Source organism: Streptomyces sp. NBC_00569 (genome assembly GCF_036345255.1).
In the GTDB taxonomy this organism is placed as follows: Bacteria; Actinomycetota; Actinomycetes; order Streptomycetales; family Streptomycetaceae; genus Streptomyces.
Genome location: NZ_CP107783.1, coordinates 8,244,062 through 8,258,430 on the forward strand (window position 1 = coordinate 8,244,062; position 14,369 = coordinate 8,258,430).

The following is a 14,369-nucleotide window of genomic DNA, read 5'->3' on the forward strand; positions in this document are numbered from 1 at the left end:
GCTTCGTGCCGGCGGACGCCGTGTTTGTTCCTTTCCGCGGTGACGGAGTCAGGAGGCAGCGACGGCCCGGTTGTCGGCGGTGAACGGACGTCCGGCGACGAGCTCGGACTCGCGCCCGTCCGGCCCCACCGGGACGTCGCCGAGCAGGGTGACTCGGTGCAGCCGCCGCTCCACGACGAGGTGTTCCAGGTCGCGCGGCGCGAGGTGTGCGGTGACCCGGTTGTCCCAGAAGGCGACGTGCCCGGCCTCCCAGCGGAACCGCACCGTGTACTCGGGTCGGGTGACCTCGGCGAAGAGCATGTCGAGGATGTGCTTGCTCTCGCTCGCGCTGACGTCGACGATGTGGCTGGTGAAGCCCGGGTTGACGAAGAGCGCGCGTTCCCCGGTCTCCGGGTGCACCCGCACCACCGGGTGAACCGCCACCAGCAGGTTCTTGTTGACGCTCCTGGCGAAGTCGTTGTCGCCCTTGACCCCGTAGCTGCCGCCGTAGCGGTGCTCGGCGCGCAGGGTGTCGACGAACGCGCGGACCGGAGCGGACAGCCCCTGGTAGGCCGCGACCAGGTTGGTCCACTGGGTGTCGCCACCGAAGTCGGGGACGACCTCGGCGCGCAGGATGGATCCCGCGGGCGGGTTCACCGCAGGGGTGACGTCGGTGTGCCAGCGGTACTCGTCCCGGAAGCCCTTGCCGAAGCGCTTCTCCAAGCGGTCCGGGTCGACGGTGAAGATCTCCGGGTGGTCCTCCGGCGGGGCGTCGTCGTGCGGGTGGGCGTAGGTGAGCTCGCCGAAGCGACGGGCGAAGGCGATCTGGGAGGTGTGGTCCAGCGTCTGGCCCCGGAAGAAGACGACCTTGTGGCGGTGGAGGGCCTGCCGTATCTCCTCGATGGTTCCGTCGGGCAGCGGCTGGGACAGGTCCGCGCCGTCGATGTCGGCGCCGATGTGGCCGGCGACCGGACGGATGGTGAGGCTGCTCATGGTAACGGTGTCCTTTCTGTTGCGGTCAGTGCTGGTTGATGCGGCCATGGCGTCGACGTCGTGGTCGATGTCGGGGAACTCGCCGGAGACGCCGAACCTGCTCGGCAGTTGGCCGTTGGTCAGGAAGAGGTCGGCCCGGCGCTGTTGTGCCGACAGCGCGTCCCGGCTCGGCGTTGAACCGGATCTCTCCGGAGAGCAGCCAGATCCCCCTGGCGGTGTCCGGATTCTGCTCGTCGGCGCCGACACGCGAGGCGTTGATCCATGCGTCGGTCCGCTTGCGGCTCAAGCGTTCGCGTGGTGGACCGCTCAATTCAGTCTGGCGTGGGCATCCGATTGACGGAAGTGGCCACCGGCGACCACGGCGATTGTCATCATCGATCGCACGGGCCAGGGTCGCTCGATCAGACTGGAACAGATGCGCTGTTTGGAGGCAGCGATCTGCGCCCGACGAAGATCTCATCCGACCAGGTCACGCCGCATGGCGGTAAGCGTGGTTCGCTCCACCGAACGGATGGTGTCGGCGTATGCGCAACTGGCGAGACCACCGGGTCTTCGCATCCGGTTCCTGGATCAGGTTCCTGACGGTGGCTCCGACATCCTCGCGCTATCAGGACACAAGGCACCCCCGGCCGGACGCCGGGGGTGAGTGGCATGCTCGATGACCGGCAGGATGCGCTGGCGTTGGCGGGTCAGGGTGACGGTCTCGATGAAGCCGCAGGCCGGTAACGCGTCGGCCGGGGAGCGCAGGAGACCGGACCACGTGGTGCACCGCGGTCTGGTACGGGTCACGAGGCCGGGGAGTGCGGCTCGGCGGGACAACGCAGCATCGGCAAGGCAACTGACCGAAGTTGCGGCGGCCTCGTCGGGGACCGGGCCTGAGAGCCGCCGACCGGCGGTCACCTGGAGATTGGAGCGACGCCGAGGAGCGGTGGCTGCTCAGGCGACGGGACGGCCCTGCTCGTGGGCGAGTTCAGAGCCCAGCGCACCATCGGCACCGTCCGGTCGCAAGCGGCCGGGGTGCATGACATCCGGCGGCAGGTGCTCAGACGGCTCCCGCCTGGTCGATGCTCATGCCCTTGGTTTCGCGAGCGCGGAACATGACGGGTCCGAGGCAGACCAGGAAGATCGCGCTGATGATCCAGAACGGTGCACCGGTTCCCCATGTGGTCTGGACGTAGGGGATGGACCCGGCGATGAGGACACCGCCGATGAACCGGCCGATCGACTCCACCCATCCGGCTGCTGTTCCTCGTGTGTGGGTGGGAAACTGCTCGGCCGTGAACAATCGGGAGAAGGGCACCATGCCGGTGCTGAAGAAGGCACTGAGGATGCCGAAGCAGACGCTCAGCGACGCGTTCGGTGACATCGCCAGCAGGCTGTAGCCGGCAACAGCACCAAGGCTGTAGATCAGGAAGGTCTTCTTGCGCCCGAGTCGGTCGGCCAGGCCTCCCACGAGCATTGCGCCGACCACACCCCCGGTGATGAGTGCGGCGGTGGCGAGCAGCGCTTCGTGGTTGGACAGTCCCATCCCCGCATAGAGTGTCGGCGCGTAGACCACCACCACGTACCCGCTCGCGGTGGCGCCGGCGCAGATCAGCAGGGACAGCGCGAAGCGACCCAGGAGTGGCTGGCGCAGCAAGGCCGTGGCCTGGTGACCCGGTTCGGAGTAGGCCGCGTACTCGGCCTGCACGACGCCGGCGGTTCCGGAGTTCACCATGCCCTCCCCGTCCTCGTACCCAGCCTCGCGTTCCATGCGCTCGACGAGAGCCTGAGCCTGGGATGCCCGGCCGTTGAGCAGCAGCCAGCGGGGGCTTTCCGGCAGGTGACGGTAGACGAATGGGATCGCCACGACGGGAAGGCCACCGATGAGGAACAGAATGCGCCAGGACCACGCGAAGGGAGTGTTGCCGATCACGGCGAGCGCGGTGAGCTGGGGGATGATGTAGCTCAGCGCGAGCATGGCGGAGGCCGTGGCGATCACCGAGGCACGAGAGCGTTTCCCCAACAGCTCTGAGAGCAGGAGGTAGGGGATCGGGAAGACCGCGCCGAGTGCGAGGCCGCCCAGGGCGCGCATCGCCATGATCCAGCCGATGTCCGAGGAGACCGCGCACGCCGCAGCGAAGACCGAGAACAAGGTGATGCCGCAGAGAAGCACGACCTTGCGGCCGTAGCGGTCCGCGAGACGGCCCGCGAGCGCCGCACCCACGAGTATGCCGAGGGTCGAGGCGACGCCCAGCTGGGCTGTGCTCTGCGAGGTCAGGTGCCAGGGCGCTTTCACGATCAGCAGGATGGGGCCGATGATCCCGGCCTCGAACCCCTCCGCGACCCATACGACGATCAGCAGCACCGTTGTCAGCCGGGCGGTCCTCGTCATGGGGAGCCGGTCCAGGCGGCCGAGCAGGTCGGCGGTCACCACTGGGTCTGACACAACATTGGTTTGGCTCAAGACGAACCTCCTGGAGTAAGCGGGGTCGCCGAAGGCGAAGACCCCACGATGGCCGTAACGAGACGTCAGTCGGCGTCGAGAACCATGACCATGTAGGCGGACATGACCATCCCGCCGGCTTGCACCAGGCAGGTGCGCGCGCCGGGGACCTGACGTGAGCCGCATTCACCGCGCAGCTGGCGGACCGCCTCGATCATCAACTGCATTCCGAACTGGCCGGAGTGGTTGAACGACAGCCCCCCGCCAGAGGTGTTCAGCGGGAACGTCCCGCCCGGGGCGATGCGCCCGCCGCCGACGAACGCGCCCGCACCTCCGGGTTCGCAGAAGCCGAGCGCCTCCAGCGCGACGAGTACGTTGATCGTGAACGCGTCGTAGATCTGCACCAGATCGATGTCCTGGCGGTCCATCTGCGCCATGGCCAGCGCCTCGTCGGCGACCGTGCGCAGCGCGCCGTCGTCGAGCCAGTCGGCGGTGCCGAGCGGGGTCAGGTGATGGCGGTAGGTGTCGCCGAAGCCGCGGATCGACACGGGCCGCCGGGGCAGGTCGCGGGCACGGCTCGCACTGGTGAGGATCATGGCGCCGGCGCCGTCGTTGATCTGGCAGATGTCGAGCTTGCGCAGCGGGTCGGCGATCACGGGCGAGGCGAGGTAGTCCTCCATGGTGAGCGGTGTCCGGACCGCCGCATTCGGGTTGAGCTGCGCCCAGCGGCGGGCGGCCAGCGCCACCTCACCCAAGTGCTCCGGCGCCCCACCGTGGCGGTGCTGGTAGAGCTGGGCCAGCATCGCGTAGTAGCCGACCGGATTGAGCATTCCGTAGGGCAACGTGAACTGGCTGATCGGCGACCGCGGGTCCTGGACGTGTCCACCGCGGCTCCGGCTCCTGTCCAGACGCTGGGTGCTGCCGTAGGTGACCAGGGCAACGTCGCACAGTCCTGCCTCGATGGCAGCCATCGCGTGTACCAGGTGGGTGATGTTCGACTGGCCGCCGACGACGGTGTTGTCGACGTAGCGCGGATGGATGCCGAGGTACTCGGCGACGAGGAGGGCGTTGGCGCGGTCGTCCCAGTGGGCGAAGACACCATCGATGTCGGTCAGGCTGAGCCCGGCCTCGAGCACGGCGTCACGGGCCGCACGGCACTGCAGCGACAGCGCGGTGGCGCCGGCGGGGGCGTCGCCCAGTCCTGCTTCGCCGACCCCGACGATGGCATGGCGTCCGGAGAGCTTGGTCTTGTCCACTGCCGTCCCTCAGACCGTCGCCGTGTCCGCGCCCGCGCCCGCGCCCGCGAGCCTGGCGCGGACGTCCTTCTTGAGGACCTTGCCGACCGCGCTGCGCGGCAGCGTCTGCCAGAACTCCACCTGCTTGGGGGTCTTGAGACCGCCGAAGCGGGAGCGGCACATCTGGGTGATGTCCTCGGCCGTCGCGTGTCCTCCGGGCTTCAGCTCGACCACGGCGGTCAGTCGCTCACCCCAGTCGGCGTCGGGCACCCCCACCACGGCACAGTCCTGCACCGCGGGGTGCGACCAGATCAGCTGCTCGATCTCACTGGGGTAGATGTTGAACCCGCCGGAGATCACCATGTCCTTCTTACGGTCGACGACGTAGAGGTATCCGCTCTCGTCGAAGACCCCGATGTCACCGGTGTGGTGCCAGCCGAAGCGGTGGGCCTCGGCGTTCGCCTCGGGGTTGTTGAGGTATCCGGGAGAGACCAGCTCACCGCGGGCGACGATCTCGCCGCGCTCACCCGGCGCCACGATGTTGCCGTCGTCATCCATGAGCACCACCTCGCAGGCGCCGGTCGGCCGACCGGCGGACTGGAGGTGCTTGACGGCCGCCGGATCGTCACTGAGGTAGTGGTCCTTACGAGCGAGGCAGGTGATCACTCCGGGCGCTTCGGCCTGGCCGTAGAACTGGACGAAGACCTGGCCCCAGAGCGCCAGTCCCTCCTTGAGTTTGTCCACCGACATGGGGGCGGCACCGTAGATCACGTACTCCAGGGAGGAGCAGTCGCGCCGGCGGGTGTCCGGGTGCGCCAGGATCCGGTAGATCATCGTCGGCGGCAGGAAGATGTGCGTCACCCGCTCACGCTCGATCAGCTCCAGGATCACGGCCGGATCCGTCGACGGTGCCATCACGTTGCGCGTGCCGAAGGCCGACAGGCCCATCGCCGTGGCGCCGGCCGCGTGGGTCAGCGGTGCCACCACCAGGTGCACCGGGTCCTTCTCGGGCGGGCAGAACTGGTTCGCGATCCGGTAGGCGGACAGCAGGCTGCGGTGGGTCTGCAGGATCGCCTTGGGGCGGCCGGTGGTACCTCCGGAGGACTTGATCAGTGCGACGTCGTCGAGGCCTCGACGCGTGTCGCAGGTCTGCCCGGCGTGGTCCCGCTGCCAGGCCTCGATGCTCGGCCCGGTCGTGCCCTGCTCGTTCAGCGCGATACAGGTCTTGAGGGTGGGCACCTCGGACTCGATGCGATCCAGGTACGGAAGGTACTGCTCGTGGTAGATCAGCGCCGACAGCCCGGTGAAACGCATGAACCAGATCAGGTCGTCAACCGCGTCGCGGGCGTTGAGGGGGACGTAGGTGGCGCCCGCGCGCAGCACCCCGAGCATCGCCACGAAGCCGCTGGGGTGGTTCGGGGAGAGGATACCGATGGTGCCGCCGCCCAGCCCTTCCTGGGTGAGTCCGTGAGCGATCGCGTGCGAGGCGACCACGACGTCGTCATAGCTGAGCTGCTGGGTGGCGGACTGCAGGAAGGTGCGATCCGGGTACCGGGCGGCCCCGGCGTCGAAGTAGTCGGTGATCATTGGTCTTCCAGGTGTGCCAGGGTGAATTGGGGAAGGACGCAGGTACTGCTGATCCGTTCGAAGCGGACCTCGACGCGGGCGCCGATGCGGACCTGGTCGACGGGGCAGTCGACGATGTCGGTCAGCAGGCGCACGCCCTCGTCGAGGTCGATGACGGCCACGGCGTAGGGGACCTTGTCCCTCATCGAGGGATGAGCCGGGATCCGGCAGACCGTGAAGGTGTAGATACGGCCCAGCCCTGCCGACTCGATCCACTCCAGGCGGTCCGAGAGGCAAGCCGTGCAGAAGCCGCGCGGGTAGAACTGATGACGCGCGCAGCTCCGGCAGCGCTGGATCACCAGGCGGCCCTCGGCGGCCGCCTCCCAGTAGGGCCTGGTCTCGGCCGTGGGGGCCGGTTCCGGGCGGGCGGTGGTATCAGTCATGGTCGCTCGACCCCCCGTTGGCTCGGAGCTCGACGCCGGGCGCCACCAGCCGGACCCTGCGCTTGCTCGGCATCTGTGCGAGACCGGCCACCAGTTCCACGATCGACTGCTGCACGCTGAAGGTGTCCTCGACCGGGACGAGTCCGTCGATCTTCTGGTCGCCGTACATGTATCGCAGCAGCAGCTGGTCGTCCGACTGGTTCCGGGAGCGGCTGCGCAGCGCCGGCAGGACCGGGTCCAGCGGCGGCGGGGTCTCGGCGACATCCCGCGAGCCGTTGCCCAGCACACGGTCCTTGATGTCGGCGTCGATGGGCAGCGGCAGCTCGCCGTAGTATCCGCAGACGTATTTCTTCACCTCGTCGGGCACCACGGAGTAGCGCTCACCGTGCAGGACGTTCATCACGGCCTGGGCGGCGACGATGGCGGGGAAGGGTGTGGCCATCACCGGCGAGCCCAACTCCTCGCGCACCCGGCCGATCTCCTCGATCACCGCGGGCATTCTGTCGGCGATGCCCGCCTGCTTCAGCTGTGCCTCGAGGTTGGTCATGGCACCGCCGGCGTACTGCGTCTGGTAGAGCGAAGGGTCGAACTCGGCGGGGACGCCCACGGGGTATCCCAGGTCGTCGGCGAGCTTGCCCAGGTAGGCGCCGACGTCGTCGAGCAGCCGGTCGTCGACGTTGACGTCGAACCCGAGGGCGCGCAGGTCGCGGGCGATCATCTGGGCGGACGGCAGCGAATTGCCGTTGGCCAGGGGGTCCACGGCCGTCATGATCTGGTCTGCGCCGTACACCGCGGCCTCGAGGGCGACCTGCGGTCCCGTCCCCGTCAGGCAGTGAGTGATCAACTCCAGCCGCTTGTCACCGATCGCCGCTCGCAGCGCCGGCACCAGCGTCCGCGTACGTTCGACGGTCAGGCTGCCGCCGGCGTCCCCCAGGCAGATCGTGTCCACGTCGAAGCGGTCGATGACCTCGCGGGCCTGACGGACGTAGAAGTCGTCGTCGTAACCTGGCGCAAGGTTGAACACGAGTCCCACCAGCACCTTGGCCCCGAGCCGCTTGGCGACCCGGATGCCGGGGGCCACGTTGTCCCAGCAGTGCAGGGAGTCGAGAACTCCGAATTCACGGATGCCGTTGGCGGCCATCCGCTCGACGAAGAGTTCGTTGACGTCGTCCGCCTGTGGGAAGAAGCTCCGCATCAGGTTGCTGCGGATGGCACCGCGCAGTGGTGTCGCGGTGATCCGCTCCCGGAGCAGGCGCACCCGCTCGAAGGGATCCTGGTCGAGGAAGAGGACACTGACGTCGAAGCCCACCAGCGCGAGGGCGTCGATGCTGTGGAATCCGGCCTCGTCGAGCTGCTTCGCGATGGGCAGCATGTGCTCGGTGCGCATCCGGGTCGCCCACAGGCATTGGTGGGCGTCCCGGAAGGTGCTGTCGACCAGGTCGACCGTCCGACGCTTGCCGGTCCGGGCCGTCTCGGCTGCGACAAGAGAACGCAGGGTACTGAGCATTGCTTTTCACGCTTCCTGTTGCAGATGGACGCGGACGCCGGGCCCGTGCAGGCTCAGCACGGCGAAGCGGCCGGCACGCGTGAGCAGGCCACGAACCAGGGCTTCGTAGGGAGTCAACGTCGCGTAGCTGAACGAGCTCGCCGCCGCCCTCGGCGGTAGCGCGGAGATCTCGACTCCGGCGATCCAGGCGAGCAGTGCCTCCGGGCCGTCGACGTCGGCCGCCTGGGGCTCCGCGGCCGGGAGGACTCCGACCCGCATGCGCAGATCCGCGCGCAGCTCTCCGTCCACGCTCCCGTACGCCCCTTGCAGCAAGCGGCGCAGCACCGGCCGCAGGCTTTCGTACCGCGCCTCGCTGTCGAAGTGGCTGATCGCCTGCTCGGCGATCGCGCGGGCGAACGGGGCCACCATCGGAGGTGATCCCATCTCGCGGCGGACGGCGGCGCACTCGGCGGCGAACTCGTGCAGATCCGCCCAGCGCCCACGGCCGCGCAGCGCCGCCAGGAAGTCGACCGCGACCTCTCCGGGCAACTGGTGGGCGTAGGCCGCCAGATCGAAGGGCCACGACGCTGCCTGCGGGAAACCCTCCTGATCTGCGATGGCCGCCAGGATTGCGTCGGCCGCCAGCAGGCTGTCGTGATCCGGCAGGTCCTGCGTGGCGCCCTGTTGGCGCAGTGCGCGCAGCAGCGACGGCAGCGACGGGAGCGAGGCGCCGTTGGCCAGACACGGCAGGGCCGTGTCGATGCCGCTGACGCCGAGGCCGACGGCCTCCAGCACCACGGCGGGCCCCAGGGCGGTGTGGCAGCGGGTGTGGAGATCGAGCGGGGTGGTGCCGAGCGCTTCGACCAGGGCAGGGATCAGGCTGTGCAGCCGGTCCGGCGTCAGCACGCCGCTCTCGTCGCGGAGCATCACCCGTGCCGCACCGCCGTCGGCGAGCGAGGCGGCCAGCTGGGCGTACGTCTCGTCGGGGCGATCGTCGTCGGCCTGGTAGGGCAGGGCGGCGATCGCCACCAGGCCCGCGGCGGACGCGGACTTGACCGCCGCATGGAGGCGGTTCGTGTCGAGCAGCGGATCGAGCAGGACGACCTGCTGCAAGCCCGCGGCCGCGAGCGCGGCCAGCCAGCGGTCGATCATCTCGGGGCCGAGGACATCGGCTCCGGGGCGTCCGTGCCCGGTGAGCAGGTTGACGGTGGCTCGGAGCGGCACGAAACCGTAGTGCCGCCGCGCGAGTTCCAGGCGTTGCAGGGGGTTCTCGCCCCGGGCGAGGCAGGCGTCCAGGACGGCCGGGCTGAGGATCTCGATCGCCGCGAGCCCCGAGGCCGACAGTCCGCCCGCGGGTGCGAGCATCATCGAAGTGTCCAATGCGCCGCCCCACACGGCCATCTGGCCGTCGGTCAGGCTGCTGTCGGTGAATGCAAGTTGGTGCGTGCTCATGCCGGCGCTCCCGCCTCCGTGAGGGACTGACGAGTGTGGGGTCCCTGGCTGCGTGAGGGGAGGAACACGTCCTCGACCCAACGCGTCGTCACCGCCCCGTCGGAGAAGTCGGGATGGGCCAGCACCGCTCGGTGAAACGCGGCGGTGGTCGTCGGGCCGTCGACCCTCAGCGCGGCCAGAAGCGTGCGCATCTTCTCGATCGCCTCGGCACGCGTGGGCGCGTGCACGATGGCCTTGGCGAGCAGCGAGTCGTAGTAGGGCGAGACGGTGTATCCCGGATAGCAGTGGGTGTCGACCCGGATGCCTTCCCCTCGCGGTGCGGACCAGTCGCTGACAAGGCCCGGGCTGGGGGCGAAGCCGCGGTCCGCGTCCTCGGCGTTGATCCGGCACTCGATGGAGTGCCCCTGCAGGACGATGTCGTCCTGAGCGAACGAAAGCGGCAGGCCCGAGGCGACGCGAATCTGCTCGGCCACCAGATCACGTCCGCTGATCATCTCGGTCACCGGGTGCTCGACCTGGATGCGCGTGTTCATCTCGAGGAAGTAGAACTCCCCGTCCCGGTCGTCGACGACGAACTCGACCGTGCCCGCGCCGACGTAGTCGACGTTCTCGGCCAGTCGGACCGCGGCCTGCCCCATGGCCCGGCGGGCCTGTGCCCCCAGCGCCGGCGAGGGCGCTTCCTCGATCAGCTTCTGGTGGCGTCGCTGCGTGGAGCACTCGCGCTCGCCCAGGTGCACCACGTTCCCGAACTGGTCGCCCATCACCTGGATCTCGATGTGACGCGCCTGTTCGATGAACTTCTCGATGTAGAGGGTCGGGTCGCCGAACGCGGACTGGGCCTCCGTGGACGCGGCCCGGAACGCCTCGGGGAACTCCTCGGCCGACCGGACGACCCGCATGCCGCGGCCGCCGCCGCCGGCGCTCGCCTTCACCAGGACCGGAAAACCGATCTCCACGGCGATCGGCAGGCCTTCCGCCGGGTCGGCGACGGCGCCGGAGCCGGGCACACACGGCACCTTCGCCTTCGCGGCGAGGCCCACCGCAGTGATCTTGTCGCCCATGCTCTCGATGGCCTCGGGGGTCGGACCGATGAAGATCAGGCCGGCCTCGCCACAGGCGCGGGCGAACGCCGCGCGCTCGGACAGGAAGCCGTAGCCAGGGTGGACGGCGTCGCACCGGCTGCGCTTCGCTGCGTCGATGAGCACGTCGACGCGCAGGTAACTCTGTATCGGCTGGGGCGGCCCGATGACGACGGACTCGTCGGCCATGCGCGCGGCCAGGCTGTCGACGTCCGCTTCCGATACTCCTACGACCGTCTCGATGCCCAGTGATCGGCAGGCTCGGATGATGCGGACGGCTATCTCGCCGCGGTTGGCGACGAACAGCCTGCGGATGTCGTGGCGGACGACAGGGGCGGCATGACTCATTTTGCGGCCTCCGTCTCGTCCGGGGCGATGATCATCAGGATCTGGTCACTGCTCACCGCTTGACCGTGCTCGACGAGGATGCTGTGGACCCGGCCGGTCACCGGTGCGGCGACCGAGTTGAACATCTTCATGACCTCGACCAGGCACATGGTGGTGCCGGCGGTGATCGGCTCGCCCTCCTCCACGAAGGGCGGCTGGTCGGGTGCGGGCGTGCGGTAGAACGTCCCGGGCATGGGCGCCCGAATCGCCGTCATGCCGACAGGGATCTCGGCAGCCTGCTCGTCGGCACTCGCCGCAGGCTCCGGCGACGCCGTGCTGGGGCCGGTCGAGCTGGTGCGGTCGGCCAAGGGACCAGGCGCATGCACCGGTGGCGCGGTGGTCAGCGCCTCCAACGGGGCCGCACCGGGCTTACGGGCCTGCAGGACGAACTCTCCGATGCGAATCTCGAGCGACTCGAGGTGCTCTGCGCTGTCGAGAAGCTGGAGGATGCGCCGGACATCTGCGTGCTGCAGTGTCATGTTCCACTCCTTGTCATGTTCCACTCCTTGCGTTGCGCTTCTGCGAGGGCGCGTTCGGGCAGGCCGGCATGGGGCACGCGGTGGTGCCGAGCTGCTCCGGCAGGAGTCGGCGGGCGAGCCGCACCCATCCGCACAGCAGCGGGCGGGTTCGCGGGGGTCGATGATGTCCTGGATTCCGAGGTGCTCTACGGTCCGGAACGGGTTCTCTATGGGAAGGAACCGGGCACACAGTTCGCGACGCTGCGCGTCGGCGTCGTCACTTTCCGAAAGCTGTCGCGGGTACACGGCTTCGGTTCCGCCCTCCACCGGGATCCGTCCCCAGCGTGCGGTCGGGCAGGCGTACTGCTACTTAATGCTTGCACCCATCGGGGCGTAGGTGGTGTCGGGCGGCCCGTATACGCGGCGAACGAACACTGACGGCCAGGGGACGATGGCCTGCTCGATCGGCATCCCGGTCCTGATGCCGTGGCGCTCGCGTGCTGCCGGGCGATCTTGTCGGGGCCGCGCACCGCCGCGGCAAAGGTGCGACGCCTGACCATCTCCGATTCGTATCGCGGTCGGCCCGTGCTGTCCGCGGTGCCGGCGCCCACGGCCAGGGCCGGCCGAGCACTTCGGGGGTCGGGCTCGGTCATGGGGAGGTCCTCCTTACGGCGAGCGACGCCGGTGCACGGAGGGCCTCGGCCGGGAGGGCTTCCTGCAGGTACGCGCGCACTTCGTGCGTCGAGCGAGCGACACGGACCCCCGCGTCCCTGAGCGCTGCAATCTTTTCCTGGACGGTCGCCCCGCCGGCTCCGTGCAGCGCGTGCCCGAACGGCACGGAATCCGGCAAGGAGTCGCCTGCGCGTCCCACCACCATCGCGACCACGGGCAGGTCGATTCGCCCCTCGGCCACGGCGGCGGCCAGGTCGAGCTCCTGGCGGCTGGACGGCTCACCGAAGACCAGCACGGCCCGGGTCAGCGGGTCCTGGGCCACCAGCTCGACCCCTTCGGTCAGGGGTGTTCCGACCATCGGCACGCCGCCGATCGACACCTGCACGCTGGTGCCCCAGCCCCAGGTCCGCACGGACATCCCCAGCTCGGAAGCCATGCCGCCGCTGCGGGAGACGATCCCGACCGGACCGGGGGTGAATCGCTGCCACGGCTCATCGCCGCCCGGGCAGCCGATCCGGCCCACGCCCGGCACCACGATCCCCTGCGAGTTCGGCCCGATCACCCGGCAGTTGCCCCGGCGGGCGACCTCCAGGACCCGCAGCCAGTGATGCTGCGGAATCTTCTCCGAGCTGACCACGACCAGTTCGATTCCGGCCTGCGCCGCCTCCACAACCGCATCCGCCGCGGCCTGTGGCGGCGCGTAGCTCATCGCCACCCTTGCGCCGGTCACGGCGACGGCCTGCGCGACTGTGTCAAAAACGGGCACCCCGTGCACCTCGGAGCCCCCCTTGCCGGGGGTGACGCCGGCCGCCACACGAACGCCCGAATCGAGCATCCAGCGGGTCTCCAGCCGTCCTTGCGTGCCGGTGATGCCCTGTACCAGCAGCCCCGGACCGGTTTCCAGAAGTCCTCGGATCATCGGGCGAAGCCCTCCCATGCCTGGGGCGCTCGGCCCATCGCGGAGATCAGCAGGTCGCATGCGTCTTCGAGCGACGCCGCGCGGTCGAGTACGAGTGCTCCCGGCAGCCCTGCCTTCAGCATCTCCCGAGCCTCGGCCTCGAACGGCCCGGCCAGCCGGACCACCGTCGGCACATGCCCAGCATCGAATCCGGCCTCCTCGGCGGCTTCGATGAACTCCTGGGCCAGCTCGCGGGCATCCACCAGGTTCAGCACCGCAGCGCCGAACAGCGCCCCGCGGATCCCGGGGACGGACAGGGCGGAACGGAACAGCGCCTGCACCTTGGCGCTCCCGGCACCCGGCGAGGCGTCGAGGTAGCAGGCCGGGAGGACGCCGTTGTCGTACAGGTAGTCCAACCCGACAAGACCTGCGCCTCTCCCACTGATCAGGTAGGCCACGTCCCCGTCGAGCTCGAAGAACGCCACGCCGGGACGGTGGGGCTCGGCGGCGTCCGCCTCACGCACGGCGATCTCGCGCGGCGAGGGAGCCTTGTGCGGGGCGATCCCGGGCTCGACCAGCACGTCCGGCCGGAATCCCCTGGCCGCTGCCCGGCCGTGCGGGTCGAATTCGACCGCCACGCCGACGGCGACCAGACGCTGCTCGTCCCACCGGAAGGGGGTGACCTCGACAAGAACTGCTTCGGCGGCGCAGAAGGCGGTCCAGAGGATCTGCAGCGCGTGAGCGAGTGCACCGCGCAGTTGCCGGTCCTTGACGTCAGCCTGGTCGAGCAGGCTGACGACCTCGTGGTCGTGCAGGCCCTCTGACAGGTGGACCCTCACCGCAGCCGCCTGATGCGTGTCGAATCCGACTCCGCCGTTAACGCTCGCCCGCACGACGGCGCCGTACGAAATCTCGTCGAGCGCGATGGAGAGGCAGTATTCGCCCCCCTCGACGTACTCCTCCACGACGGCGGGCGTACCGCGTCGAAGAGTCGCGGCGACAGCGGCCGACAGCTCGTCCGAGGACCGGCAGATGTGCACGAGACCGGCCTTGCCGCCGCCGACGATGTCGGGTTTCACCACCCACGGTGGCCCGAACGCCGGCTCGTGCGGCGCCAGGATCCGCCCATCCGTCACGACGACCAGCTCGGGCGTCGTGACGCCGAGCCGACGAAGCCACGGCATTGCAGCGCTCTCAGTGGCCTGTGGCATCTGGACTCCCTTCCTGGCCGGTGTCTTGGCGTTCGCGTGTTGGACCGCTCGTGTCAGTCTGGAGCGGGCCCCTGATTCACGGAAG

General features: G+C 69.3%; 11 protein-coding genes. All 11 read right to left on the bottom strand.

The window, feature by feature from the left end; genetic code table 11:
* Window positions 1-48: 48 nt before the first annotated feature.
* Window positions 49-972, bottom strand: coding sequence for a TauD/TfdA dioxygenase family protein (locus tag OHO83_RS37150; protein ID WP_093777795.1), 924 nt, complete (start codon window positions 970-972; stop codon window positions 49-51).
* A gap of 1,042 nt (window positions 973-2,014) precedes the next feature.
* Window positions 2,015-3,400, bottom strand: coding sequence for an MFS transporter (locus OHO83_RS37155; RefSeq protein WP_330280377.1), 1,386 nt, complete (start codon window positions 3,398-3,400; stop codon window positions 2,015-2,017).
* Window positions 3,401-3,483: 83 nt separating this feature from the next.
* Window positions 3,484-4,653, bottom strand: coding sequence for a thiolase C-terminal domain-containing protein (locus tag OHO83_RS37160; protein WP_266667908.1), 1,170 nt, complete (start codon window positions 4,651-4,653; stop codon window positions 3,484-3,486).
* A gap of 9 nt (window positions 4,654-4,662) precedes the next feature.
* On the bottom strand, window positions 4,663-6,219 hold the full coding sequence (locus tag OHO83_RS37165; protein WP_330280378.1) for a class I adenylate-forming enzyme family protein: 1,557 nt from the start codon (window positions 6,217-6,219) through the stop codon (window positions 4,663-4,665).
* Window positions 6,216-6,641 carry a Zn-ribbon domain-containing OB-fold protein gene (locus OHO83_RS37170; protein ID WP_330280379.1) on the bottom strand — a complete coding sequence of 142 codons (426 nt, stop codon included), beginning with the start codon at window positions 6,639-6,641 and terminating at the stop codon, window positions 6,216-6,218. The genes OHO83_RS37165 and OHO83_RS37170 overlap by 4 nt, the downstream gene beginning before the upstream one ends.
* Complete coding sequence (locus OHO83_RS37175) at window positions 6,634-8,148, bottom strand: hypothetical protein (protein WP_330280380.1); 1,515 nt, start codon at window positions 8,146-8,148, stop codon at window positions 6,634-6,636. The genes OHO83_RS37170 and OHO83_RS37175 overlap by 8 nt, the downstream gene beginning before the upstream one ends.
* 6 nt (window positions 8,149-8,154) lie before the next feature.
* Window positions 8,155-9,579, bottom strand: a complete 1,425-nt coding sequence (locus OHO83_RS37180) for a hypothetical protein (RefSeq protein ID WP_330280381.1) — start codon at window positions 9,577-9,579, stop codon at window positions 8,155-8,157.
* Complete coding sequence (locus OHO83_RS37185; RefSeq protein ID WP_330280382.1) at window positions 9,576-11,006, bottom strand: acetyl-CoA carboxylase biotin carboxylase subunit; 1,431 nt, start codon at window positions 11,004-11,006, stop codon at window positions 9,576-9,578. Before OHO83_RS37185 ends, OHO83_RS37180 begins: the two co-directional genes overlap by 4 nt.
* Complete coding sequence (locus OHO83_RS37190) at window positions 11,003-11,524, bottom strand: acetyl-CoA carboxylase biotin carboxyl carrier protein (protein WP_266667896.1); 522 nt, start codon at window positions 11,522-11,524, stop codon at window positions 11,003-11,005. The genes OHO83_RS37185 and OHO83_RS37190 overlap by 4 nt, the downstream gene beginning before the upstream one ends.
* 628 nt (window positions 11,525-12,152) lie before the next feature.
* The gene (locus tag OHO83_RS37195) at window positions 12,153-13,112 is read right to left on the bottom strand and encodes a succinate--CoA ligase subunit alpha (RefSeq protein ID WP_266667894.1); all 960 of its coding nucleotides are present in this window, start codon (window positions 13,110-13,112) and stop codon (window positions 12,153-12,155) included.
* A complete protein-coding gene (locus tag OHO83_RS37200; RefSeq protein ID WP_330280383.1) occupies window positions 13,091-14,284 on the bottom strand; it encodes an ATP-grasp domain-containing protein in 1,194 nt (397 codons plus the stop codon). The genes OHO83_RS37195 and OHO83_RS37200 overlap by 22 nt, the downstream gene beginning before the upstream one ends.
* Window positions 14,285-14,369 lie beyond the last annotated feature (85 nt).

Bases quoted from the DNA above. Each gene is read 5' to 3' on its own strand.
- OHO83_RS37150 (WP_093777795.1), bottom strand. From the start codon at position 972: ATGAGCAGCCTCACCATCCGTCCGGTCGCCGGCCACATCGGCGCCGAC.
- OHO83_RS37165 (WP_330280378.1), bottom strand. From the start codon at position 6,219: ATGATCACCGACTACTTCGACGCCGGGGCCGCCCGGTACCCGGATCGC.
- OHO83_RS37170 (WP_330280379.1), bottom strand. From the start codon at position 6,641: ATGACTGATACCACCGCCCGCCCGGAACCGGCCCCCACGGCCGAGACC.
- OHO83_RS37175 (WP_330280380.1), bottom strand. From the start codon at position 8,148: ATGCTCAGTACCCTGCGTTCTCTTGTCGCAGCCGAGACGGCCCGGACC.
- OHO83_RS37180 (WP_330280381.1), bottom strand. From the start codon at position 9,579: ATGAGCACGCACCAACTTGCATTCACCGACAGCAGCCTGACCGACGGC.
- OHO83_RS37185 (WP_330280382.1), bottom strand. From the start codon at position 11,006: ATGAGTCATGCCGCCCCTGTCGTCCGCCACGACATCCGCAGGCTGTTC.
- OHO83_RS37190 (WP_266667896.1), bottom strand. From the start codon at position 11,524: ATGACACTGCAGCACGCAGATGTCCGGCGCATCCTCCAGCTTCTCGAC.
- OHO83_RS37195 (WP_266667894.1), bottom strand. From the start codon at position 13,112: ATGGGAGGGCTTCGCCCGATGATCCGAGGACTTCTGGAAACCGGTCCG.
- OHO83_RS37200 (WP_330280383.1), bottom strand. From the start codon at position 14,284: ATGCCACAGGCCACTGAGAGCGCTGCAATGCCGTGGCTTCGTCGGCTC.